The sequence below is a fragment of the Kitasatospora xanthocidica genome (genome assembly GCF_014656195.1).
Lineage (GTDB): Bacteria > Actinomycetota > Actinomycetes > Streptomycetales > Streptomycetaceae > Kitasatospora > Kitasatospora xanthocidica.
On the sequence record NZ_BNBY01000006.1, the window covers coordinates 390986 to 412871 of the forward strand.

The window sequence follows — 21886 nt, forward strand, 5'->3', positions numbered from 1 at the left end:
GCGTGAACATTCCAGGCCGCGCCCCCGGCGCTCGCCGCGCCGGCCCGGGCTACTTGCAGGGGGCGGCCGTCGGCACCGCGCCGAAGACGTTGTCCGGCGGCGGGCTGCCCGGTGTCACCGGGGTGGGCGAGGGGCTCGGGCTCGCGGTGCCCTTGACGGCGCCGCGGGCCGGGGTCACCAGCGGTGCGGGGCCGGGCGGGGTGACCAGGGCCGTCGGTATGTGCGGGGCGGTCGGGCAGGCCGTGCGGCTGGCCGGGGCGCCCGCGTCGACCGGTACGGCGGTCGGCCGGATGCCGCAGCCGGAGGCCAGCGCGAGCAGGAACAGCACGCCGGCGGCGCGGCGCAGGGTGGTGCGGGTGGGGGCGGTCACGTGGCGTCCTTGTCCTCGGCGGCGTCGCGCGCGGGGCCGCCCTCGGCCACGCCCGCGGACGGCGGAGGCGGCGGGGTCAGCGGCAGCGTCAGGGTGAACACCGCGCCGACCTCCCCGTTCGCCGCCGTGATCGTCCCCCCGTGTATCTGCGCGTTGGCCATCGCGATGGACAGGCCCAGACCGCTGCCCTCCGAGCGGGCCCGCCCCCGGTCCGCCTTGTAGAACCGGTCGAAGACGTGCGGCAGCACGTCCTCGGGGATGCCCGGGCCGCTGTCGGAGACCTCGATCACGACCGACTCCCCGGTCTGCCGGACCTTCACCCGCACCGGCGAGCCGCCGTGCTTGAGCGCGTTGCCGATCAGGTTGGCGAAGACCACGTCGAGCCGGCGCGGGTCGACCACGGCGAGGACCCCGCGCGGGGCGTCCAGTTCGACGGCGTCGTACCAGGCCCGGCCGTCGATGCAGGACATGATCAGGTCGGCGACGTCCACCTCGTCGGCGACCAGCTTGGCGGTGCCCGCGTCGAAGCGGGTCACCTCCATCAGGTTCTCGACCAGGTCGGACAGCCGCCGGGTCTCGCTGACCACCAGCCGGACGGCCGGCTCGATCATCGGGTCCAGCGACTCGGCCTCGTCCTCCAGGATGTCGGTGACCGCCGTCATCGCGGTCAGCGGGGTGCGCAGCTCGTGCGACATGTCGGCGACGAACCGCCGGCTCTGCGCCTCGCGCGCGCTCAGCTCCTCGACCTGCTCGTGCAGCTGCTCGGCGGTGCGGTTGAAGGTCCGCGCCAGGTCGGCGAGTTCGTCCGAGCCGTCGACTTCGAGCCGGGTGTCCAGGTGTCCCTCGCCGAGTCGCCGGGCGGCGTCGCCGAGCCGCTTGACCGGCCGCAGCACGGTGGCCGAGGCGGCCTGGGCGAGCAGCGCCGAACCGATCAGCGCGAGCAGGGTGGCGATGGCCAGCGACCAGCCCAGGGTGTTGAGGTCGGCCCGCTCGTTCTCCAGCGACTTGAACATGTACGCCGTCGGGCCGCCCGGCACCACCTTGGTGCCGCCGATCACGAACGGCCGGCCGCCCAGGTTCTGCCGCTGCCAGTACAGGTGGTACGGGTACGGGTTGCTCTCGGAGACCTCGCGCGGCTTGGCGACCGTGGACTGCAGCGCGGCCGGTACGTCGGCGAGCGTGAAGCGGGTCGGGTCGGAGGAGGCCGCGGCGCACTCCGGGTGCGCCGGGTCGACCACCACCACGTCGTAACTCAGGCCGGAGCTGGCGACGTTGGAGGCCAGTGCGGCCAGCTCCGGGCAGGCGGCGTTCAGCGGCAGCTCGGAGACGTTGCGGCTGAGCGAGACCCGGAAGTCGTTCAGCGCGGTGTCCTGGGCGCGCTTGAGCACCGCGTCGCGGTTCAGCCAGTACGCGATGCCGGAGGCCGAGACGGCGGCGAGCAGCGCGACCGCCGCGAACACCGCGATCAGCCGGACCCGCAGGGAGCGCAGCCGGCGCCACCGGGCCGCCGGGAAGCGCCGGGCAGTCGTCTGATGGTCAGTCACAGGAGCCTGTCGTGATGCGGGCGGTCAGGAGTCGGACGGGTCGGGCCGGACGGGTCGGGCCGGGTCGGTCGGCGCCGGTCAGGCCGGCGGGTCCAGCCGGTAGCCGACCCCGCGCACGGTGCGGATCAGGGTCGGCGCGGACGGCACGTCCTCGACCTTGGCCCGGAGCCGCTGCACGCAGGCGTCCACCAGGCGGGAGTCGCCCAGGTAGTCGTGCTCCCAGACCAGCCGCAGCAGCTGCTGGCGGGAGAGCGCCTGCCCGGGGCGCCGGCTGAGCTCCAGCAGCAGCCGCAGCTCGGTCGGGGTGAGCTGGAGGTCCTGCCCGTCCTTGGTGACGGTCATCGCGGCCCGGTCGATCACCACGCTGCCGTACGCGGAGGAGTCGGAGCTCTCCCGCTCGCCGCGGCGCAGCACCGCCCGGATCCTGGCATCCAGCACGCGCGGCTGCACCGGCTTCACCACGTAGTCGTCCGCGCCGGACTCCAGGCCGACCACCACGTCGATGTCGTCCGAGCGGGCGGTCAGCAGGATGATCGGCAGCTGGTCGGTGCGGCGGATCCGGCGGCAGACCTCGAAGCCGTCGATTCCGGGCAGCATCACGTCCAGGACGATCAGGTCGGGCCGCTGCTCCTTGAAGAGCCTCAGGCCGTCCTCGCCGGAGGCGGCGGTGGCCACGCGGTGGCCCTGGCGGGTGAGAGCGAGTTCGAGGCCGGTCCGGATGGCGTCGTCGTCCTCGATCAATAGGAGGAAAGGCACGGCCCCATTTTGGCCCACCCGCAGCCCCGAATCACCCCCCGGGCCGATCACGTCCCGCACGGGAACCGGAAGCACCGCCACCGGCGTCCGGTTCGGAGGGAGGCGGACCGGGACGAAAGGCCCCCGCCTGTGACACCCCTGTGACAGTCGGCGGACAGCGCCATCACAACCGGCGGGCAGGATTTTCCATGTCGCCGCAGGACAGCGGGCCGAAGAGGCCGGCTGGAGGGCGGCTACCGGAACCGCTCGTACCGACCCAGGGGGCGCACGATGAACGCCACGCTTCAGACCCGGACCAACCCGGCTGTCCGCACCGCGCGTTCGTCAGCCACCGCCCACCGGACCCGCTACGAGGTCAGGACCGACGAGAACTCCGGTGCCGTGACCGTACGGGGGTGCGCGCACAGCACCGGTGGAAACCCTGCCGCTCACCGGGTGAGCGGAGGCGGCAGGACGGGGGAGCTGTACGGGATCGGCCGGCTGGGGAGTTCGGCCGACTCCGCCAGCACCCTCACGCTGCGGGGGATCCTCCCCGTGCGCGGTGAGGGCAAGGACACCCCGGGGGGGAACCGGGGGACCGGGGGGAACGGTCTGCGCGCGGTCGGTTCGGGGGAACCGTCCGGGCGCGAGGCCGCCGGTGCGACGCTGCTGCGGCTGAACCCCGCGGCGGCCCGCACCACCGAGGCCGGACAGGGAGGCGCGCAGGGGGAGCACTCGGCCGCCGCGGAGGACCACATCACGGAGTTCACCGCGTACGTGCGCGAGCGCCGCGCCTCCCTGTACGCCACGGCCTACCACCTCACCGGTGACCGCTACGAGGCCGAGGACCTGCTGCAGAGCGCGCTCTTCAGCACCTACCGGGCCTGGGGCCGGATCACCGACAAGGCCGCGGTCGGGGGCTACCTCCGCCGCACCATGACCAACCTGCACATCTCCGCCTGGCGGCGCCGCAAGGTCAACGAGTACCCGACCGAGGAGCTGCCGGAGACGGCCGGCGACACCGACGCGATGGGCGGCACCGAGCTGCGCACCGTGCTCTGGCAGGCGCTGGCGAAGCTGCCGGAGAACCAGCGGACCATGCTGGTGCTGCGGTACTACGAGGGCAAGACCGACCCGGAGATCGCCGACGTGCTGGGGATCAGCGTCGGCACGGTCAAGAGCAGCATCTGGCGCGCCCTGCGCCGGCTGCGCGACGACGAGCACCTGAACAAGTCGGGCGACACCGTCCGGGCGTTCGGCGAGCTGGTCGCGTAACGCGGCCGGACGGCGCGCGGGCGAGGACTCCCGTCGGGGGACGGGAAGCGGACGGTCACGGTCCGGGGGCAGCGGCTCGGGGGAGCATGCCCGTGGGGGAGCCGAGGATCGTTCGGGAAGGCGACGGGCCCGGTGCGGGGGAGACGCACCGGGCCCGTCGTCGTGCCGTGCCGGAGCCGTGCCGGAGCCGCGGCGGCTCGGGCCGACGGGGGATCAGGCCGCGGAGAGCTCCGTCGAGCGGGACGCGGCGCGGATCCGCCGCTCGGCCTCCGGGCCGGCGCACGCGTACGAGCCGAGCTCGACCTGCCGCCCGACGATGGACCGCTCGGCCCGCATCAGCCGCAGGCCCCGGCGCAGCAGCACCGGCAGCGACTTGCGGCCCTCCCGGACGTCCCGGCGCAGCCGGCGCCAGGCCGTGGTGAGCGCGCCGTTGCGCAGGCACAGGGCGTCGCCGAGCAGGCCCTCCGCGGCGCACTCGGCGGTGATCTCGGCGGCGAAGATGCCCTCCGCGATGAACGCGTCGGCGCCGTCCAGCTCCAGGGTGCGGGTGCCGATCCGGCCGTTGTCCGGGATGGAGTACACCGGGACGTCCGCGCGGCCGCACTCGTGCAGGGCGCGGATGGCGGCGACGGCCTGGTCGCGGTGCCAGGCCAGCGGGGTGTCCCAGTCGACGGCGCCGTCCGGCAGCCGCGGCAGCGTGGGGTCGTCCCCGTCCTTGTAGAAGTCGTCGAGCTGGAGCACCGGCAGGCCGCTGCGCTCGGCGAGCGAGGACTTCCCCGACCCGGAGGGCCCGGAGAGCAGGATCACCCGGGCGCGCGCGGCCGGTGCGGGGTTCATGGGGGAGTCACTCACGGGACACCAGTCTGACGCATCCGGGCCCGATGCCGAAACCGTTCGGCACGACTTCGGCGGTGACTCAGGCCACCTGCCGCGAGCGGGGGTCGGCGAGGGCGACATGGACCATCGGGAGGTAGCGGCTGTCCACCTGGAGGTGGACCGGCTGCTCGGCGCCGGGCGGCAGGTAGGCGGTGGCGGCCCAGTCCTGGCTGTGCCAGGTGTCGGGCTCGGGCTCGTGGAAGGTGCCCCCGGCGGGCAGGTCGAGCCGGTCGGTGCCGCGGGCGCGGAAGGCCGCGGCCCGGGCGCCCGGCGTGATGTGCAGGCTGCCGTTGACGTACTCCGGCCGCGGCCCGGACCGGGCGGAGCAGGGAATCCGCACCGGACGGCCGGCGGCCAGCCTGCGCCGGGTGCGGGCCACGTGCCACCTGCGGTGGAAGCCGTCCGCGAACAGTGCGATCAGCTCGCCGATGAACTCGCCCATGCGTCCCCCTCGATCGTCCCCGTCTCCGTCTCCGGCGATTCTGGCCCGGCCGGGCGGGCCCGCGGGATCGTCGAAAGTCGGCGGCGGGGGTGACGAAAGTCGACGGAACGCGGCCGGGGCGGAACGCACCGGAACGCCGACGGACCCGCGCCAGGGGGGGAGAGGCGCGGGTCCGTCCAATGACCGTCCGGGCCCTGGGGGGGAGAGGGCACTGGGGACGGCCAGCTTGTGGAGTTGTGACTGCCGTTCCGCCGGGCGGAACGGGTGGAGCGGTGGAGCTTCGGCGGGTCAGATACCCATCGGGTGCCAGACCGTCTTCGTCTCCAGGAACGAGAGTAGCCGGTCCGTACCGGGCGCATTCGTCCAGTCCTGGGCGAACGGGTCCAGCTCCGGACGGACCACCCTCTTCAGGGTATCCGCGGCGGCCGCTTCCAGCGCCTGCGCCGCGCCGGGGCCGTCGGCGGCGATGGCACCGGTGAGGTCCACCGCGTTGACGTCCTGGTGCGAGGCCAGGGTGGGGGCGATGTCCGCGGTCCGGCCCGAGAGGATGTTGACCACGCCGCCCGGGACGTCCGAGGTGGCGAGCACCTCGCCCAGCGACAGCGCGGGCAGCGGGGCGTCCGCGGCGGCCGCGACCACGACCGTGTTGCCGGTGGCGATCGCCGGGGCGATCACCGAGACCAGGCCGAGCAGCGAGTGCCCGTACCCGGCCTGCGGGGCGACGATCCCGACCACGCCGGTCGGCTCCGGGGTCGACAGGTTGAAGTACGGACCGGCGACCGGGTTGGCGCCGCCCGCGATCTGGGCGACCTTGTCCGTCCAGCCCGCGTACCAGACCCAGCGGTCGATCGCGGCGTCCACCAGCGCGGCGGCCTTCTTCGGGCCGACGCCCTCGGAGAGCGCCACCTCGGCGGCGAACTGCTCGCGTCGGCCCTGCAGCATCTCGGCCACCCGGTACAGCACCTGGCCGCGGTTGTACGCGGTGGTGCCGGCCCAGCCCTTGACCGCGGCGCGGGCGGCCACGACGGCGTCCCGGGCGTCCTTGCGGGTGCCCAGCGGGGCGTTGGCGAGCCACTCGCCCTTTGAGTCGGTCACCTCGTACACCCGCCCGCTCTCGGAGCGCGGGAACTTCCCGCCGACGTACAGCTTGTAGGTCTTGAGGACGTCAAGACGCGCGAAGGTCGTGTCAGACATCGAGGTAGGCCTCCAGACCGTGGCGGCCACCCTCGCGGCCGTAACCCGACTCCTTGTAGCCGCCGAACGGCGAGGTCGGGTCGAACTTGTTGAAGGTGTTGGCCCAGACCACGCCGGCCTTGAGCCGGTTGGCCGTCCAGAGGATGCGCGAGCCCTTCTCCGTCCAGATGCCGGCGGAGAGGCCGAACGGGGTGTTGTTGGCCTTCTGGACCGCCTCGTCGGGGGTGCGGAAGGTCAGCACCGACAGCACCGGGCCGAAGATCTCCTCCTGGGCGATCCGGTGGGCCTGGCTGACGCCGGTGAAGATGGTCGGCTTGAACCAGAAGCCGGTGCCCGGGAGCTCGCACTCGGGGGACCAGCGGTCCGCGCCCTCGGCCTCGCCTGCGTCGGTCAGCTCGGTGATCCGGGCCAGCTGGGCGGCCGAGTTGATGGCGCCGATGTCGGTGTTCTTGTCCAGCGGGTCGCCGACCCGCAGGGTGGACATCCGGCGCTTCAGGGCGTCCAGCAGCTCGTCCTGGACCGACTCCTGCACCAGCAGGCGCGAGCCCGCGCAGCAGACGTGGCCCTGGTTGAAGAAGATGCCGTTGACGATGCCCTCGACCGCCTGGTCGATCGGCGCGTCGTCGAAGACGATGTTCGCGGCCTTGCCGCCCAGCTCCAGCGACAGCTTCTTGCGGCTGCCGGCCAGCTGCTTGGCGATCGCCCGGCCGACCGGGGTGGAGCCGGTGAAGGCCACCTTGTTGACGTCCGGGTGCGCGGTCAGCGCGGCGCCGGTGCGGCCGTCGCCGGTGACGATGTTGACGACGCCCTTCGGCAGACCGGCCTGGCGGCAGATCTCGGCGAAGCGCAGCGCGGTCAGCGGGGTGGTCTCGGCCGGCTTCAGGACGACCGTGTTGCCGGTCGCCAGCGCGGGCGCGATCTTCCAGGCCAGCATCATCAGCGGGAAGTTCCACGGGATGACCTGGCCGGCCACGCCCAGCGGGCGCGGGTTGGCGCCGAAGCCCGCGTAGTCCAGCTTGTCCGCCCAGCCCGCGTAGTAGAAGAACCACGCGGCGACGGTCGGGATGTCGAAGTCGCGGGTCTCGCGGATCGGCTTGCCGTTGTCGATCGACTCCAGCACGGCCAGCTCGCGGCCGCGCTCCTGGATGATCCGGGCGATCCGGAACAGGTACTTGGCGCGCTCGCTGCCCGGCAGCGTCGACCAGTCGGCGAAGGCCTTGCGGGCGGCGGCGACGGCGCGGTCGACGTCCTCGTCGGTGCCCTGGGCGAACTCGGCGAGCACCTGCTCGGTGGCCGGGTTGACCGTCTTCAGCGCCTCGCTGCCGGAGGAGTCGACGAACTCGCCGCCGATGAAGTGGCCGTACGAGGACGCGATGTCGCCCGCGGCGGCGGGGGACTCGGGGGCGGGCGCGTACGTGAAGAGGCCTCCGGCGGGCTTGGCCGCGGGCTCCTCGATGTTCTTCTTCTTGGCCATGGTGATCAGTCCACCGTCACGTAGTCGGGGCCGGAGTAGCGGCCGGTGGCCAGCTTCTGGCGCTGCATCAGCAGGTCGTTGAGCAGGCTGGACGCGCCGAAGCGGAACCAGTGCGGGGAGAGCCAGTCGTCGCCCAGGGTCTCGTTGACCATCACCAGGTACTTCATGGCGTCCTTGGTGGTCTTGATGCCACCGGCGGGCTTCACGCCGATCTGGACGCCGGTCGCCGCGCGGAAGTCGCGGACCGCCTCCAGCATCAGCAGGGTGACCGGCGGGGTCGCGTTGACGGCGACCTTGCCGGTCGAGGTCTTGATGAAGTCGGCGCCGGCCAGCATCGCCAGCCAGGAGACCCGGCGGACGTTGTCGTAGGTCTGCAGCTCGCCGGTCTCGAAGATCACCTTGAGGTGGGCGTAGCTGCCGTCGGGGCGCTTGCACGCCTCCTTGACGGCGACGATCTCGTTGTAGACGTCGAAGTAGCGGCCGGACAGGAAGGCACCGCGGTCGATCACCATGTCGATCTCGTCGGCGCCCGCGGCCACCGCGTCGGCGGTGTCGGCGAGCTTGACCGGGAGGGCCGCGCGGCCGGCCGGGAAGGCGGTGGCCACCGAGGCGACCTGGATGTCGGTGCCCTTCAGGGCGTCCTTGGCGGTGGCGACCATGTCCGGGTAGACGCAGATCGCGGCGACACGGGGGGTGGTCGGGTCGGTCGGGTCGGGGGTCCTGCCCTTGGCGCACAGTGCGCGCACCTTGCCGACCGTGTCCGCGCCTTCCAGCGTGGTCAGGTCGATCATCGAGATGGCCAGGTCGATGGCGTACGCCTTCGCCGTGGTCTTGATGGAGCGGGTACCGAGAGCGGCGGCACGCGCCTCCAGGCCGACCTGGTCGACGCCGGGCAGGCCGTGCAGAAAGCGGCGGAGCGAGGCCTCGGACGCCGCAACGTCCTGAAGGCCGCTGCCCGCAACGCCGGGGGCATTGGCTGCAACAGTGGACATAGTCACCAGACCAGCATATCTACGCGCGTAGTGGGCCGCCAGGGCACCCGCCTTTCGTGGCCGGACCGAGACCTCGGGGTGAGGGCCATGGGGCAGAATCGACGCCATGACCGATTCCGACGGCAAGCCCACCCCGGGCCCGGCCGCCCCTGGCGGGGACCCCGAGTACGCGGACCGCGTGTACCGCTCCGTCCCCGGCGTGATCTCCGGCGTGTTCCTGCTGGCCGTCGCCGCCTGGCTGATCGGCGACGCGGTGGTGACCGGCACCGGGAAGACCCCGTACGTCGCGCTCGCCGCGGCGCCGGTGTTCGCCTTCCCGGTGATCGCCTACACGCTGCGCCCGGTGGTGCGCGCCTCAGCCGACCGACTGGTGGTGCGCAACCCGTGGCGGACCGTCACCGCGCCGTGGGCCTCGGTGGACGCGCTGCGCGCCGGCTACTCGGTCGAACTCCTCGCCGGCGGCAAGAAGTACCAGGTCTGGGCGGTCCCGGTGTCGCTGCGCCAGCGCAAGCGCGCCAACCGGGCGCGGAGCCGGAGCAACGCCGAGCACGCCTCCCGCACCGGGCTGGGGATGGGCCTCGCGGCCCGGACCAACCCGGTCGTCCAGGGCTCCTCGGACCCCACCCGGGCCTGGTCCGACCAGGTGACCGAGGTGCTGACGAGGACGGCCGAGCGCAACGCCGGGCGCCCCGAGGCGGCCGGCCCGGTCGTGGTGCGCTGGTGCTGGTGGGTGATCGCCCCCGCGCTGGCCGGTCTGATCGCCCTGATCGCGGTCATCGCCGCCTGAGACCCGTGACGTGATCGGTGGCCCGCCGGACTCCCCGGCGGGCCACCGTCGTGTTCGGCGCGGGAAGCGGCGGGTCAGTGCCCCAGCTGGGCGGCCAGGAGATCGATGGCCTTCTTCGCGTGGGCCAGGCCGGCTCCGGTCCGCTCGCGGTAGGCCTTGATCGCGTGGATCTGCTTGCCGCGCCGCACGTACTCGACCACCTCCGGCATCGTGCGGGGGTCGAGGGACGCCACGGCCGGGGGCAGGCCTTCGGGGCGGGGGTAGGGGATGCCGAAGTGGCTGATGACGGCGTCGAGCTTGGCCTCGATCGCCGCGAGGCGCTGCTCGGTGCTCACCTGGTCGGAGTAGTCCATGGGCCGAGCCTATGACAGCCGGCCGGCCCGGACACGGCACGAGCGCCCCCCAGGCGGGAGGCGCTCGTGCGACCGGCGGACGAAGCGTCAGCCGTCGATGCCGGCGGCCGCGGCGAGGTCCCGCTTGACGGTGGCCAGGAGCTCGGCGGCGCGGTCGCGGGTGGCGGCCAGGTCGGCGGCCGAGGCGACCGGCAGGACGACCTCCAGGTAGCACTTGAGCTTGGGCTCGGTGCCGGAGGGGCGGACCACGATGCGGGCCGAGCGGACGGCCTCGCCGGCCAGGTAGTAGCGCAGGCCGTCGGTGGGCGGCAGCTCGGCGGAGCCGGCCGCGAGGTCGTCGGCGCGGGTGACGGTCAGGCCGGCCAGGACGGTCGGGGGCTGCTCGCGCAGGCGGCGCATGGCGTCGGCGATCAGCGAGAGGTCCTGCACCCGGACGGAGAGCTGGTCGGTGGCGTGCAGGCCGTGCTCCAGCGCCAGGTCGTCCAGCAGGTCGGAGAGGGTGCGGCCGGACTTCTTGAGGGTGGCGGCGAGCTCGGCGACCAGCAGGGCGGCGGTGATGCCGTCCTTGTCCCGGACGCCCTCCGGGTCGACGCAGTAGCCGAGCGCCTCCTCGTAGCCGTAGCGCAGGCCCTCGGCGCGGGAGATCCACTTGAAGCCGGTCAGCGTCTCGGCGTAGCCCAGGCCCGCCGCCTCGGCGATCCGGCCGAGCAGGGTGGCGGAGACGATGGTGGTGGCGAAGGTGCCCTCGGCCTTCTTCGCGACCAGGGCCGAGCCGAGCAGCGCACCGACCTCGTCACCGCGCAGCATCCGCCAGCCGGAGGTGCCGTTGCCGCTGCCGGCCGCGTTGCCGTTGGTGGGGACGGCCACCGCGCAGCGGTCGGCGTCCGGGTCGTTGGCGATCACGATGTCCGGGCCGACCGAGGCGGCGGTGCGGAAGGCGAGGTCCATCGCCCCCGGCTCCTCCGGGTTGGGGAAGGCCACGGTCGGGAAGTCCGGGTCGGGCTCGGCCTGCTCGGCGACCACGGTCGGCGCGGGGAAGCCGGCCCGGCGGAAGGCGGCGACCAGGGTGTCGCGGCCGACGCCGTGCATCGGGGTGTAGACGACGTCGAGCTCGCGCGGGCTGTGCGGGTCCACGATGGACACGGCGCGGGCGAGGTAGGCCTCGACCACGTCCTCGCCGAGCACCTCCCAGCCGTCCTCGGCGCGCGGGACCTCGTCCAGCGAGCCGATCGCGTCGATCTCGGCGGCGATCCCGGCGTCGGCCGGCGGGACGATCTGCGAGCCGTCGCCCAGGTAGACCTTGTAGCCGTTGTCCTGCGGCGGGTTGTGGCTGGCGGTGACGGTGACGCCGGCGGCCGCGCCCAGGTGGCGCACGGCGAAGGCGAGCACCGGGGTGGGCAGCGGGCGCGGCAGCAGCGCGGCGCGCAGGCCGGCGCCGACCACCACGGCGGCGGTGTCGCGGGCGAAGTCGTACGACTTGTGGCGGGCGTCGTACCCGATGACGACCAGGTCGCCCAGGCCCTGCTGCTTGACGTACGCGACCAGGCCGGCGGCGGCCCGGATCACCACGGAGCGGTTCATCCGCATCGGGCCGGCGCCGATCTCGCCGCGCAGGCCGGCGGTGCCGAACTGGAGCCGGTCGGCGAAGCGCTCGGCCAGCTCGGACCAGGCGATCTTGCTGTCCGACTCGGCCTGCGGGCCCTCGGCCCTGGCCAGCAGGGCGGTGAGCTCCTCACGGGTCTGCGGGTCGGGGTCCTCGGCCAGCCAGGTCCGGGCCCGGGCGAGGAGGTCGGTGGTGGGTGCCTGCGTCATGCCAGCTCCATCGGGAGTGCGTCGGTGTGTCGGCCGGAGGGTTCGCTGAGACCGGGGAATCGCTGAGACCGGGGGTTCGCCGGAACCGGGGTCCGCCGGGACGAGGGTTCCGCCGGGAAGGGGTCGGGCACGCGGACGGGGCCCACGGGACGGTGTGATCAGCGGATCACGCCGCCCCGTGGGCCCCGTCACTCATGCATTCTGCGCCTGGTGGGCGTCAGATCCGCTCAAGGACCTTCGCCAGCAGCTCGCCCATGCGCTCGGCGGAGGCCTTGCCGGCCTCCAGCACCTCTTCGTGGTTGAGCGGCTCGCCGGTCATGCCGGCGGCCAGGTTGGTGACCAGCGAGATGCCGAGCACCTCGGAGCCGGCCTCGCGGGCGGCGATGGCCTCCAGCGTGGTGGACATGCCGACCAGCTCGCCGCCGATCACCCGGGCCATGTTGACCTCGGCCGGGGTCTCGTAGTGCGGGCCGCGGAACTGCACGTAGACGGCCTCGTCCAGGGACGGGTCGACCTCGTGGCAGAGCGCGCGCAGCCGCTTGGAGTACAGGTCGGTGAGGTCGACGAAGTTCGCGCCGACGATCGGGGAGTCCGCCGTCAGGTTGATGTGGTCGCTGATCAGCACCGGCTGGCCGGGGGTCCAGCCCTGGCGCAGACCGCCACAGCCGTTGGTCAGCACGATGATGCCGCAGCCGGCCGCGGCGGCGGTGCGCACGCCGTGGACGACGGTGGCCACGCCGTGGCCCTCGTAGTAGTGGTTCCGGCCGAGGAAGATCAGGGCGCGCTTGTCGCCGATCTTCACCGAGCGGATCTTGCCGGCGTGGCCGGCGACGGCGGGGGCGGGGAAGCCCGGGAGGTCGGTGACCGGGAACTCGGCCACGGTCTCGCCCAGGGCGTCGGCGGCCGGCACCCAGCCGGAGCCCATCACCAGGGCGACGTCGTGCCGCTCGGCACCGGTCAGCTCGCGCAGGCGCTCGGCGGCGGCCTGGGCGGCGGCGTAGGGGTCGGCGGAGACGACCGACTGAGGAGAAGCGTTCACGGGTCCGAGGATAGACGGGAATCGACTACGCGCGTAGAAAATCCAGCGCGGCGTGCCGGATCGTTACCCGGTTGACCCGAAAGCACAGCTCGGTGGCGCTTTCCGGGTGACCCGCCTTGTCGATTTCCACACACCCGCGGTTCTACACCCCGGCGTTCCACACCCCCGGGGTTCCACACCTCCGGGACGCGCACGGACCACGGACGGCTCAGAGCCGCTTCGCGCTGCGCAGCCCCTTCGCGTACATGCCGTTGTCGTCCAGCCGTGCCGTGCCGCCCTTGTCGCCGAAGGTCGGGCCGTCCGCCTCCTCCCGGCTGGAGATGTACCGGGGGTGGCCGTCGGTGTCCAGGCCCAGGAAGATGCCGGTGTGGTCGAGCCGGGCGCCGGTGCGGGCGTCGATCTCGAAGAACACCAGGTCGCCGGGTTGCAGCGGGTCGATCGAGGCCGGGCGCAGGGTGGTGTCGGAGCCGGCGGCGGTGGTCAGCGGGATCACCGGGACGCCGGGGCCGAGCCGGGCCAGGCCGTTGGCGGTGCGCGGCAGACCGGGGCCGGCCGCGTCCTTGGAGAGCAGCGGGTAGCCGGAGCGGTAGCCGTACACCATCCGGACGAAGCCCGAGCAGTCGAAGGCGCCGTAGCGGGCCTTGTCGGGCTGCCGGGTCACCTTGTCGGCGAAGGTGTACGGAACGCCGAGGTAGTCGAAGAAGTCGGTCTGCTCCAGCCGCAGGTCGTTGCCGGCCGAACCGTTGGGGTTGAGCGGGCCGAAGGAGGCGTCGCCCTTGAAGCGCACGCCCTTGGCGTCCTTCTCGGCGGGCGCGCCGGCCACGTACTGGCCGGCCGCCGCCAGGACGTCGTCGGCGGTGGAGCCCAGCGACTGCTGGAACCAGGTGCGGAACCAGCCCTCCTGCTCGGCGCCCGGCTTCCAGGGCTGCGGCATCAGCCGGACCCAGCTGTCGGTCACCACGGTGGCGGTGGTGGTGCCCGGCTCGGCGAAGGTGCGGCTGGGGCCGGCCAGGACGGCGGTGCGGGCGTTGTCGGTCAGCGTGGCGACCACGCCGCCGCGGGCGTCCCGGACCACCGTGCGGTCCGGCCCGGCCAGCCGCTCGTAGCGGTACCGGGCGGGCGCGGCGGCGGCCGCGGCCGTGGCCGAGTCGGGCGCGGCGGCAGCGGTGATCAGCGGCGCCGAACTGCCGGCCGCGGGCTGCCGGTCGCGGTCCCGCAGCTGCACGGTGAGGTAGCCGCTGGCGGCCAGCAGGGTCACGGCGAGGCCGCCGCTGAGCAGGGACTTGCGGGTCACTGGCATGGGGGTTCCCGTCGGGATCAGGTGCCGGGCAGGGCGCCGAGCAGGACGCCGGCGGTGAGGACGACGTAGTTGGCGAGCGTCACCGTGCTGGTGGCCATCAGGGTGGCCGCCCGGGGCTGGCGGACCAGCTGGTAGGCGATCAGGCCGGGGACGATGAAGCCGAGCGTCTGGTTGGCGTACAGGGTGGGCAGCTCGCGCTGCAGGACCAGCATCACGGTGGCCTGCAGCAGCACCCCGATCAGCACCACGGCGGCGAACAGCCGCTTGCCGTACAGGATCACCAGCTTCTGGACCACCCGGATGGCGAGGTAGGTCAGCACCGTCACGCCGATCACGATGGCCACCCGCTGGAGCGACTCGACCAGGGTGAGGGCCAGCCAGCCGGGGGTGATCATGCCGCCGGGGGAGAGGTTGGTGGTCAGGTAGCAGACCAGCGAGAAGACCAGGCCGAGCGCGATGCCGATGGCGGCGATCTCGGGGGTGAGCTCGGTGGGGATCACGGCTGGTCTCCGTAGGGGGCGGCGGTGCGGTGGTGGGGGTCGTACCAGGACTCGGGGAGCGGCTCGGGGCGGTACACGGGCTCGGGGCGGTACACGGGCTCGGCGTACGGGGCCTGCGCGGCGTACGGTGTCGGCTCCGCGTACCGGGCCGGCTCGGGGTACGGCACCGCCTCGGCGTAGTACCCGGGCCAGGGGTGGTCCTCCGGCTCCGGGTAGAGCGGCTCGGGCTCGTGGTACGCGTACTCGGGCGTCTCCGGCGCGTCCGCGGCCTCGTCGGGTTCGAGCCGGGCGAGCTCCTCCAGGAACAGCTCGCCCTGGCCGTGGATGTTGCCGACGGCCACCAGCGAGGAGTCCGGCCCGAGTTCGGCCAGCAGCTCGGCGGTGAGCCGTGCCGGGTCGCGCTTGTCGCCGCCGAGGTCGACCACCCGGCCCGGCCAGCCGGCCGGGATGCCGTCGCGGGCGCTCTTGGTGGGGTGGCCGATCAGGAAGACCGTGTCGGGGTCGAGGTCCGGGACGATCTGGCCCATCTGGCCGTTGCGCTCGACCCGGTCCGGGCGGCAGTTGACCACCACGCTGAGCGGGCGGTGGATCGCGCCGAGGTCCTCCAGCTGGCGGACGTTCATCAGCGTGGACTCGGGGTCGTTGGCGGCGAAGACGTTGGCGAAGCGCAGCCGCTTGCCGTCCTCGGTGCGGTAGCGCTCGACCGAGAGCACGCCCGGGTCCGGCGGGGCCGCCCACATGCCCCGCAGCGCGGTCTCCCGCTCCACGCCGAGGAGTTCGGCGACGGCGAGGGCGATCGCGACGTTCTCCTTGAAGGTGAACCAGCTGAACCCGCGCAGCTCCTCGTCGGTGACCGTCTCCGGGTCCACCACGATCAGCCGGCAGTCCCGCTTCGCCGCCTCCGCGCGCAGGATGTGGGCGCGCTCCCGCTCGGCGGTGACGCACACCCCGCCGACCGGCATCGAACGGGACAGCGAGCGGGCGACGTCGTCCAGGGTCGGGCCCATCTCGGCCAGGTGGTCCTCGCGGACGTTGCACAGCACGCCGACGGTGGAGCGGATCAGCTTGGTCTGGTTGACCTCCTGGAGCGCCGGCATGACGGCCATGCACTCGATCACCAGGGCGTCCGGCCGGTAGGTGGCGGCGCGGCGGACGATGCCGATCTGCTCCACCACGTTGGCGATGCCGAACTTGCGGTAGACCGGCTCCTCGGTGGCGTCGGGGTGGATGAACCGGGCCGCGGTGCCGGTGGTCTTGGCGACCGTCACCAGCCCGCCGCCGCGCAGCGCGCCCGCGCACAGCCGGGTGATCGAGCTCTTGCCGCGGATGCCGTTGACCAGGACCCGGGTCGGGATCTGCTCCAGCGCGGTGAAGTGCCGGCGCTGCTCGACGATGCCGGCCACCAGCAGCACGGTGCAGCACACCAGCAGCACGACGTAGAGGAAGAGCACGGGAAGTCCTTCGGGCGGGGCTCAGCGGGTGGCGGCGGCGGAATCAGTGGCGGAGGTGGAGGCGGCGGCGGTGGGGGTGCGGCGCACGGCGCGCTCGGCGAGGTCGGCGCGCACCAGCTCCTGGCGGATCAGCTCCAGGCTGCGGGCGACGGCGCCGACCTCGTCGTGGTGGACGGGGTAGAGCACGGTGCGGCGGTCCCCGGCGGCCAGCGCCTCGGCGCTCGCGGCGAGGCGGCGCAGCGGCAGGCCGACGGCGATGTACAGCCAGCCGAGGCAGAGCGCGGCGGCGGCCAGGCCGAGCATGCCGGCCAGGACCGCGCGCCGGTCGGCCCGGTTCTGGTCGAGGTGCAGCCAGGCCACCGGGTGGTCGGTGACCACGGACCAGCCGAGCTTGGCGACGCTGCCGTTGCCGCCGAGCGGGGCGGCGGCGAGCAGGGCCGGGTCGCCGCCGTCGCGGAGCACGTCGGCGGCGGCGGACTTCTTGGCGTCGGTGAGGATCTTCCGGGCCCGGCCGTCCGGCAGGTCGCCGAAGGAGCTGTAGCCCTCGTTGGCGGCGAGCACCCGCTGCCGGTCGTCGACCAGCCAGACCCGGCCGAGGCCCGGCCGGACCAGCAGGCCGCCGAGGAAGTCGGTCTTGAACTCGCCCACCAGGACCGGCCCCTTGGCCTCCTGGGCGCCCTCCGCCTCGGCGTCGGGCGGGGCGGCGGTCAGGGCCGCGCGGGCGGCGATCCGGGGCTCCTTGCCGGAGCTGTTGAGCAGCAGCACGCCGCTCGGGCCGAGGGCCTCCGGGCCGGTGCGGTGCGGGGAGTCGCCGGCGTGGGCGAGCACCGCGCCGTCGGCGCCGAGGACGTAGAGCGAGCGGTAGCGGTCGTGCTCGGCGAGGGTGTCGCGCAGCAGGTTCTCGGCCTTGCCGACGGAGGCGTCGGTGAGCGAGGGGGCGAGTGAACGCAGGTCCGCGTAGCCCTCGTTGAGCGCCTGGCGGACCCGGTCGGCGGCGGTGTCGGTGCGGTCGCGCTGGCCGGCCACGACCTGGCCGGGCACCCGTACGGTCGGGTCGTTGCCGCCGAGGAACAGCAGCGGGCCGGACCAGCCGAGCACCAGGACGGCGCAGAGCGCGAGCGGCAGCGCGGTGCCGGGGCGGCGCCGGCGGGCGGGGGCCGCGGCCGGCGGACGGGCCGGGTCGAGGAGCTGGCGGCGCAGCTCCTCCAGGGCGCGGGCGATCCGGGCGGGCTCGCCGCGCTTCGGGCCCCGCACCCGGTCCGTCAAACGGTCGCCGCGGGTGAGTCGGCGGGACTCCAGGAAGAGGGCCAGCAGCGGGCGTTGCAGGCCGCGGTTCAGGTACCAGGCGAGCAGCAGGGCCAGCGCGAGCAGGGCACCGGCGGCGGCCAGGCCGAGCATCGGGTGGCGCAGGTTGCCGGGCTTGCCGTCGACGGTGCTGGTGGAGACCACGGTCAGGCCGAGCGGGGCGGCCTGGTCGTGCCCGCCGGGGGCGGCGACGGCGGCCCAGCCGGCGACCCGGCGCAGGCCCTTGTCGTCCGGGGTGCCGGCCAGGCTGCCGGAGGCCGTCTCGCCGGGCGCCGGGCGCTGCCGGGCGGCGCGCTCGCGGGCGGTGGTGACCACCGTGCGGTCGCCCTCGGCGGTGAGCTCGGCGCCGGTGGTGTCCAGGACGGCGCCGGCGGCGTCGAGGACCTGGATGGTCTGTTCCTTGCGGGTGGCGATGCCGGGCAGCCGCAGGTTGTCGGAGGCGACCAGCAGGGCGCGGCCGTCGGCCTTGGTGGAGACCAGCGCGAAGGTGAGCAGCCGGGTGCCGGCGGCGGAGGGCACCAGGACGGGGGCGGGCGCGGTGTCGGTGACCTTGGTGAGGTCCAGGCCGGCCAGCGGGACGGTCTCGCCGCGGGCGGCCAGCAGCCGGCCGGTGTCGGGACGGACGACCACGGTGCCGCGCCACTTGCGGTACGCCTGGCCGAGCGCGGTGAGGACGGCGGCGGGCTCGGCGGGCGCGTTCTCGTAGCGGGCGGCGGCCCGGCGCAGGTCGGTGGCGCTCTCGTGCAGTCCGGCGCGCAGCGAGGCGGCGGTGTCCTCGGCGGCGTACTGGTGGGACTCGCGGACGGCCTGCGGGGTGTCGTCGACGCGCAGTCCGCCGACGGCCAGGGCGGTGATCGCGGCGACCGCGAGCAGCAGGACCAGCAGCAGCGCGATGGGCGGGCGGATGCCTCCGAGCAGCGGCATGTCGGCCCGACGGCGGTAGCGGTGCTGCCGCGGCGGGGTCGGTGCCGTGCTCACGAGGGGCCTCGTTCTCCTCCGGGCTCACCGTGCCGGCTTCGGGAGGGCGACGCGGCCGTCCCGGTCAAGCGATGATCAAGAAAGGGTCAAGCCGGACCAGCGTACGAAGAGGTTTCGAAAAAGTTGTCACATATCGGTTGCGATCAGGTGCCGCTTGGGTGTCGATTCGCCTCTCCTCGGCATGGATCATGGCGCCACCGGCAGGCACGGTAGGTTCGACCGCCATGGAGACTCGGGGTTCGCGACGCTCGCCACTGCTGCCGGTGGCGGTGCTGCTGGTGCTGGCGGCGCTCGCGGGGGCGCTGACCCTCGCCGCGCGCGGCCGGGCCGAGCGGCCGCGGGTGGTCCCGGCGACCTCCTCCGGCCCGGCCCCGGTGGACCTGGCGGCCCGGGTCGACGACTACACGGCCGACTTCGCGGCGGGCGGCCCGTACACCGGGCCGGACGCGACGCAGCGCCGGGCGGTGGCCGACGGCGTGCTCGGCGCGCTGGACGGGCAGCCCGAGCAGGCGGGCCGGGAGCTGGCCAGGGCCGGCTACCGGCTCACCGAGTTCACCGAGGCCGCGACCGGCCGCCGGGTCGCCGAGATCGCCGACGGGGACGAGGACCGGGGCCGCGGCTGGGGCCGGGTCTACCTGGACCTCTCGGCCCGGGCGAACTGGTCCGTGCAGGTGCCCCACCCGGTGTCGGACGCCCGTACCGAGGCGCTCGGCGTGGAGCTGTTCCGCGCCGCGCCCGGCGGCGTGCTGGTGCTCGCCGGGGCGCACCGCCGGGCCGGGGCGGACGGCTCCTCGGACGTCGCGCACCGCTCGGACACCGTCTTCGCCGCCGTGGTCGAGGCGCTCACCGGGCGCGGGCTGCCCGGCATCCAGGTGCACGGCTTCGACGAGGGCAGCCTGCCCGGGCAGGACGCGGTGGTCTCCAGCGGCGCCGGGCAGGCCGGACCGGCCGCCGAGCTCACGGCGGCCGGGCTGGGCCGGGCCGGGTACGCGGTCTGCCGGGCCTGGCGGGAGAAGTGCGGGCAGCTGGAGGGCACCACGAACGTCGAGGGCCGGTTCGCGGCCGGCGTCGGGGTGCCGTGGCTGCACGTCGAGCTGGGCAACGGGCTGCGCACCGAGCCGGCCCGGCGCGCGGTGGTGGCCGGGGTGCTGGCGGAGACGGCGCGCAGCTGGGGCGCCAGGCCCTGACCGGGGCCTGACGAGGGGCTAGGGCGTGTCTGACAATTCGCGTCGGATCAGCGCGCGGCGTTGGGGTGCGTGCATCGCAAGGCGGAGGAGGGAGTCCATGCGGAGCATCGGCGACCGACGACAACGCGGCGAGGTGCGTGCCCCGGCGTCGCGCGCCCGGCGGGAATTGTCAGACACGCCCTAGCAGGGCCGGCGGCGCAGGTCCATGACGTAGTCGTGCGGGGCGCCGGCGCTCTCGGCGGCGTCGGCGATCAGGCCGAGGTAGCGGGCCGCGGGCAGGCCGCCCTCGTAGTCGTTGAGCACGTACGTCCAGACCGGGATGGACCCGTCCAGGGTCTGCGCGCGCAGCTTGATCTTGCGGTAGATGCCGAGCTGGACGCCCTCCCAGCGGTCCAGCCCGTCCTCGTCCATCGGCGAGACGTCGTACAGCGAGACGAAGACCTGGTCCTTCTCGTCCTCGACGACGGTGGCCAGCGAGCCCTCCCAGCCGAGCTGCTCGCCGCCGAAGGTGAGCCGCCAGCCGTCCAGCCACCCCGTGCCGCGCAGTGGGGAGTGCGGGGCGCGGCGGGTCATCTGCCGGGCATCGAGGTTGGTGGCATACGCGGCGTAAAGGGGCATGGGGGCCAGGGTAGCCCGGTCGGCGGGCGGTCCGGGCCCCCGGATTCGCACAGAGCGCCGACCCCGGCGTGGCGGCGCTCCCGGCGTGCGGGACAATGGTGAGCGTGACTCGGATCGTGATCATCGGTGGCGGACCCGGCGGCTACGAGGCGGCCCTGGTCGCCGCACAGCTCGGCGCGGAGGTGACCGTCGTCGACCGCGACGGTCTGGGCGGATCGGCGGTGCTCACGGACTGCGTTCCGTCGAAGACCCTGATCGCGACCGCGGAGGTGATGACCACCTTCGACAGCTCGTACGAGGAGCTCGGCATCCTCGTCGCGGACGACACCCCGCCGCTGGAGCAGGCGGCCCGGGTCATCGGCGTGGACCTGGGCAAAGTCAACCGCCGTGTGAAGCGACTGGCGATCGCCCAGTCCCACGACATCACCCAGTCCGTCACCCGGGCCGGCGTCACCGTGCTGCGCGGCCGCGGCCGGCTCGGCTCCGGCGGGCAGGACGTGGACGGCTCCCGCGAGGTCCTGGTGGACGCGCCCGACGGCACCGTGCAGTCGCTGCGCGCCGACGCGGTGCTGATCGCCACCGGCGCGCACCCGCGCGAGCTGCCGGACGCCCAGCCGGACGGCGAGCGGATCCTGACCTGGACCCAGGTGTACGACCTGGAGGAGCTGCCCCGCGAGCTGATCGTGGTCGGCTCCGGCGTGACCGGCGCCGAGTTCGCCGGCGCGTACCAGGCGCTCGGCTCCAAGGTCACCCTGGTGTCCAGCCGCGACCGGGTGCTGCCGGGCGAGGACCCGGACGCCGCCGAGGTGCTGGAGGACGTCTTCCGGCGCCGCGGCATGAACGTGATGGGCCGTTCGCGGGCCGAGAGCGTCAAGCGGATCGGCGACCGGGTCGAGGTGACCCTGGCCGACGGCAAGGTGATCGAGGGCTCGCACTGCCTGATGGCCGTCGGCTCGGTCCCCAACACCTCCGAGATGGGCCTGGAGGAGGCCGGGATCAAGCTGAACGACTGGGGCCAGATCCAGGTCGACCGGGTCTCCCGCACCACCGCCCCCGGCGTGTACGCGGCCGGCGACTGCACCGGCGTCTTCATGCTCGCCTCGGTGGCGGCCATGCAGGGCCGGATCGCGATGTACCACGCGCTCGGCGACGCGGTGCAGCCGCTGAACCTCAAGACCGTGGCCTCCAACGTCTTCACCGACCCGGAGATCGCCACCGTCGGCTACACGGCGGCCGACGTGGAGTGCGGCAAGATGGACGCCGTCGTGGTCAAGCTCCCGCTGCGCGGCAACCCGCGGGCGAAGATGCAGGGCATCAGGGACGGCTTCGTGAAGCTGTTCTGCCGCCCGGGCACCGGCATCGTGGTCGGCGGCGTGGTGGTCGCCCCGCGGGCCAGCGAGCTGATCCACCCGATCTCGCTCGCGGTGGACGCCAATCTGACGGTCGAACAGGTGGCCAGCGCCTTCACCGTCTACCCGTCGGTCTCCGGCTCGACCGCCGAGGCCGCCCGGCAGCTGCACATCCGCAAGCGGGCCGACGGCGAATCCTGAGCTCAAGGCGTGAAGTTGGGGGCGGCTGCCGGTCGGTGGCCGCCCTTCGCGTACGGGTGATCGTCACCCGTACGGCGGGCGCAGTCCAGGGCTATTGACGGCGC

At 73.9% G+C, this 21886-nt stretch carries 20 protein-coding genes; 4 read left to right on the forward strand and 16 right to left on the reverse strand.

Annotated elements, in window-relative coordinates:
• Nucleotides 1–49: 49 nt before the first annotated feature.
• From IE332_RS14170 to IE332_RS14180, 3 genes are all read right to left on the reverse strand, one after another.
• Entirely contained in the window at nucleotides 50–370 is a 321-nt protein-coding gene (locus IE332_RS14170; protein ID WP_189916154.1) for a hypothetical protein, read from the reverse strand.
• Nucleotides 367–1914, reverse strand: coding sequence for an ATP-binding protein (locus IE332_RS14175; RefSeq protein ID WP_189916155.1), 1548 nt, complete (start codon nucleotides 1912–1914; stop codon nucleotides 367–369). Before IE332_RS14175 ends, IE332_RS14170 begins: the two co-directional genes overlap by 4 nt.
• A gap of 78 nt (nucleotides 1915–1992) precedes the next feature.
• Nucleotides 1993–2670: a response regulator gene (locus IE332_RS14180; RefSeq protein WP_030257458.1), complete on the reverse strand. Its 678-nt coding sequence runs from the start codon at nucleotides 2668–2670 to the stop codon at nucleotides 1993–1995.
• Between the two features lie 591 nt (nucleotides 2671–3261).
• Here IE332_RS14180 and IE332_RS14185 point away from each other — a divergent pair.
• Nucleotides 3262–3924, forward strand: coding sequence for a SigE family RNA polymerase sigma factor (locus tag IE332_RS14185; protein ID WP_444542940.1), 663 nt, complete (start codon nucleotides 3262–3264; stop codon nucleotides 3922–3924).
• A gap of 213 nt (nucleotides 3925–4137) precedes the next feature.
• Here IE332_RS14185 and IE332_RS14190 read toward each other — a convergent pair whose 3' ends face one another.
• From IE332_RS14190 to deoC, 5 genes are all read right to left on the reverse strand, one after another.
• The gene (locus IE332_RS14190; protein WP_189916156.1) at nucleotides 4138–4776 is read right to left on the reverse strand and encodes an ATP-binding protein; all 639 of its coding nucleotides are present in this window, start codon (nucleotides 4774–4776) and stop codon (nucleotides 4138–4140) included.
• A gap of 64 nt (nucleotides 4777–4840) precedes the next feature.
• Nucleotides 4841–5242 carry a hypothetical protein gene (locus IE332_RS14195; RefSeq protein WP_189916157.1) on the reverse strand — a complete coding sequence of 134 codons (402 nt, stop codon included), beginning with the start codon at nucleotides 5240–5242 and terminating at the stop codon, nucleotides 4841–4843.
• Nucleotides 5243–5530: 288 nt separating this feature from the next.
• Nucleotides 5531–6436, reverse strand: coding sequence for an aldehyde dehydrogenase family protein (locus tag IE332_RS14200; protein ID WP_189916158.1), 906 nt, complete (start codon nucleotides 6434–6436; stop codon nucleotides 5531–5533).
• Nucleotides 6429–7910, reverse strand: coding sequence for an aldehyde dehydrogenase family protein (locus IE332_RS14205; RefSeq protein ID WP_189916159.1), 1482 nt, complete (start codon nucleotides 7908–7910; stop codon nucleotides 6429–6431). The genes IE332_RS14200 and IE332_RS14205 overlap by 8 nt, the downstream gene beginning before the upstream one ends.
• A 5-nt stretch (nucleotides 7911–7915) precedes the next feature.
• Nucleotides 7916–8902, reverse strand: a complete 987-nt coding sequence (gene deoC / locus IE332_RS14210) for a deoxyribose-phosphate aldolase (protein WP_189916160.1) — start codon at nucleotides 8900–8902, stop codon at nucleotides 7916–7918.
• Nucleotides 8903–9008: 106 nt separating this feature from the next.
• Between deoC and IE332_RS14215 the strand changes: the two genes are divergently transcribed.
• Entirely contained in the window at nucleotides 9009–9689 is a 681-nt protein-coding gene (locus IE332_RS14215; protein WP_189916161.1) for a PH domain-containing protein, read from the forward strand.
• A gap of 74 nt (nucleotides 9690–9763) precedes the next feature.
• Here the strand turns inward: IE332_RS14215 and IE332_RS14220 are convergent, their stop codons facing one another.
• The 7 genes from IE332_RS14220 to IE332_RS14250 form a co-directional block, all read right to left on the reverse strand.
• Nucleotides 9764–10042: a hypothetical protein gene (locus IE332_RS14220; RefSeq protein ID WP_189916162.1), complete on the reverse strand. Its 279-nt coding sequence runs from the start codon at nucleotides 10040–10042 to the stop codon at nucleotides 9764–9766.
• Nucleotides 10043–10129: 87 nt separating this feature from the next.
• A complete protein-coding gene (locus tag IE332_RS14225) occupies nucleotides 10130–11854 on the reverse strand; it encodes a phospho-sugar mutase (protein WP_189916163.1) in 1725 nt (574 codons plus the stop codon).
• Nucleotides 11855–12071: 217 nt separating this feature from the next.
• A complete protein-coding gene (locus IE332_RS14230; RefSeq protein ID WP_189916164.1) occupies nucleotides 12072–12893 on the reverse strand; it encodes a purine-nucleoside phosphorylase in 822 nt (273 codons plus the stop codon).
• A gap of 208 nt (nucleotides 12894–13101) precedes the next feature.
• Nucleotides 13102–14193, reverse strand: coding sequence for a C40 family peptidase (locus IE332_RS14235; protein ID WP_189916165.1), 1092 nt, complete (start codon nucleotides 14191–14193; stop codon nucleotides 13102–13104).
• Between the two features lie 17 nt (nucleotides 14194–14210).
• Nucleotides 14211–14693, reverse strand: a complete 483-nt coding sequence (locus IE332_RS14240) for a poly-gamma-glutamate biosynthesis protein PgsC/CapC (RefSeq protein ID WP_189916166.1) — start codon at nucleotides 14691–14693, stop codon at nucleotides 14211–14213.
• The gene (gene pgsB, locus IE332_RS14245; RefSeq protein ID WP_189916167.1) at nucleotides 14690–16144 is read right to left on the reverse strand and encodes a poly-gamma-glutamate synthase PgsB; all 1455 of its coding nucleotides are present in this window, start codon (nucleotides 16142–16144) and stop codon (nucleotides 14690–14692) included. Before pgsB ends, IE332_RS14240 begins: the two co-directional genes overlap by 4 nt.
• Nucleotides 16145–16165: 21 nt before the next feature.
• Nucleotides 16166–18427, reverse strand: coding sequence for a cache domain-containing protein (locus IE332_RS14250; RefSeq protein WP_229928581.1), 2262 nt, complete (start codon nucleotides 18425–18427; stop codon nucleotides 16166–16168).
• 224 nt (nucleotides 18428–18651) lie between these two features.
• Here IE332_RS14250 and IE332_RS41875 point away from each other — a divergent pair, with 224 nt between their 5' ends.
• Entirely contained in the window at nucleotides 18652–19614 is a 963-nt protein-coding gene (locus IE332_RS41875; protein WP_189916168.1) for a hypothetical protein, read from the forward strand.
• Nucleotides 19615–19794: 180 nt separating this feature from the next.
• Here the strand turns inward: IE332_RS41875 and IE332_RS14260 are convergent, their stop codons facing one another.
• Complete coding sequence (locus IE332_RS14260; RefSeq protein ID WP_189916169.1) at nucleotides 19795–20232, reverse strand: gamma-glutamylcyclotransferase family protein; 438 nt, start codon at nucleotides 20230–20232, stop codon at nucleotides 19795–19797.
• Nucleotides 20233–20327: 95 nt separating this feature from the next.
• On the opposite strand from IE332_RS14260, the gene IE332_RS14265 reads away from it, so the two are divergent.
• Complete coding sequence (locus IE332_RS14265) at nucleotides 20328–21782, forward strand: NAD(P)H-quinone dehydrogenase (protein WP_189916170.1); 1455 nt, start codon at nucleotides 20328–20330, stop codon at nucleotides 21780–21782.
• The last annotated feature ends 104 nt before the right edge of the window (nucleotides 21783–21886 follow it).